Raw genomic sequence first — 1,453 nt, forward strand, 5'->3', positions numbered from 1 at the left:
TAGCAGGTTTTATTATTTCACCTGTCTACCGTAAGGGGAGCATATCAGCGGCAAACTGCTCCTTGTTTCGTTGAACTATCGTGTCCCGTTAGCTGAAGTCACACATTGAAACTTCAAAAGGGATGGAATCATCGCGACAGGTCATAAATACATATATACAATGAACGGGAAAGGTTGATGCGCTTATGTATTATTCTCATCCGTTGACTTCACCCGCTATGACGGCTGCTCCCTTATCTCACTATAACCGTTTGATTACGGTTACGGGGGAAGGAAAGGTTTCAACGGCTCCGAAAAGAGCCATTATTGTTCTAGGCGTAATAACGGAAAGCCCGAGTCTCGCCACCGCCCAAAGTGAAAATGCCTCTGCCGTAACAAATGTAATTAACGCCCTGTTAAGCTTAAACATTCCGAGAGAACAAATTCAGACGGTCACTTACAGAATCGAAATACAGTACAACTATGAGGATGGAACTCAAATTTTAAGAGGCTACCGGGTGACGCATCTGCTTCAGATCACGATAGATAGAGTTGAGCAGACGGGACTTGTTGTCGATACGGCTGTTAATAGCGGAGCCAACTTCGTCTCAAGCATACGATTCACAGTACCAAATCTCGAAATATACTATAACCAAGCTCTGTCGACTGCCATTCAAAATGCCGAAAGCAAAGCCAACACCATTGCAAGAACGTTAGGCGTAACGTTGATTAGAACTCCTGTTAAAATAACAGAGGAAACACAGGTTATTGAACCGCCGATACCATTTCAAGCCTCGTTACTCACAGAAGGTGCAGCCGTTCCGACTCCAATCCAACCGGGGGAACTGGAAATCCGTGCCGTACTAAGAGCTCAGTATACATATTTTTGATCGTCGTTCCCATCGCCTGCATATCGGCCACTCCTCACACCTCTCCTTACCTTCTGTTTCTTACAATAAAGGCTTTGTTAAGGGCGGTATATTCAACTAACGTGTCCCGTTAGCGGAATAAACTGCGATGATCATGACTTAATGGTCTTAGATTTCCACATTCGATATAGTCCAACAACTAAAACGCTAAAAGCAATAACTTCTATAATTCTAGGAAGTAGAGAAAACCAAGCTACTAATTCGCCAATATTCATACCCATTGGCGGGGGAGTATTACCTCCAGCCAATGAATGAATGTATTTATTAATGAAAGGGGGATAAATATAAGATGAAATCTCATGGACAGTTAAGATGAGAAAGAAATAAAAGCCTGCTGTAAAGGAATATTTTCTACATTGTAGAAGTCCAAATATTAACAAAAATAAAAATATAATTTTGAGAAAAATAATCATAATACTAATCAAAATCCCACCTCCTGAACATGTATATATCACCATATTCTTCATAAAGCTTTAACTATCCTCCCTCTATGGAGAATCACTTTTCTCTTAAATACTTACGTTTTCTTAGATTTTGACCCAAGT

2 protein-coding genes are annotated in these 1,453 nt (G+C 40.7%); one reads left to right on the forward strand and one right to left on the reverse strand.

What is annotated here, in order from left to right; all coding sequences use genetic code 11:
* The first annotated feature begins 185 nt into the window (after window positions 1-185).
* The gene (locus tag NNL21_RS35980) at window positions 186-869 is read left to right on the forward strand and encodes an SIMPL domain-containing protein (RefSeq protein WP_256555720.1); all 684 of its coding nucleotides are present in this window, start codon (window positions 186-188) and stop codon (window positions 867-869) included.
* A 131-nt stretch (window positions 870-1,000) separates the two neighbouring features.
* On the opposite strand, the gene NNL21_RS35985 is transcribed toward NNL21_RS35980, so the two are convergent.
* Window positions 1,001-1,333: a hypothetical protein gene (locus NNL21_RS35985; RefSeq protein ID WP_204822799.1), complete on the reverse strand. Its 333-nt coding sequence runs from the start codon at window positions 1,331-1,333 to the stop codon at window positions 1,001-1,003.
* Window positions 1,334-1,453 lie beyond the last annotated feature (120 nt).

This window comes from Paenibacillus mendelii, from assembly GCF_024498075.1.
In the GTDB taxonomy this organism is placed as follows: Bacteria; Bacillota; Bacilli; order Paenibacillales; family Paenibacillaceae; genus Paenibacillus_Z; species Paenibacillus_Z mendelii.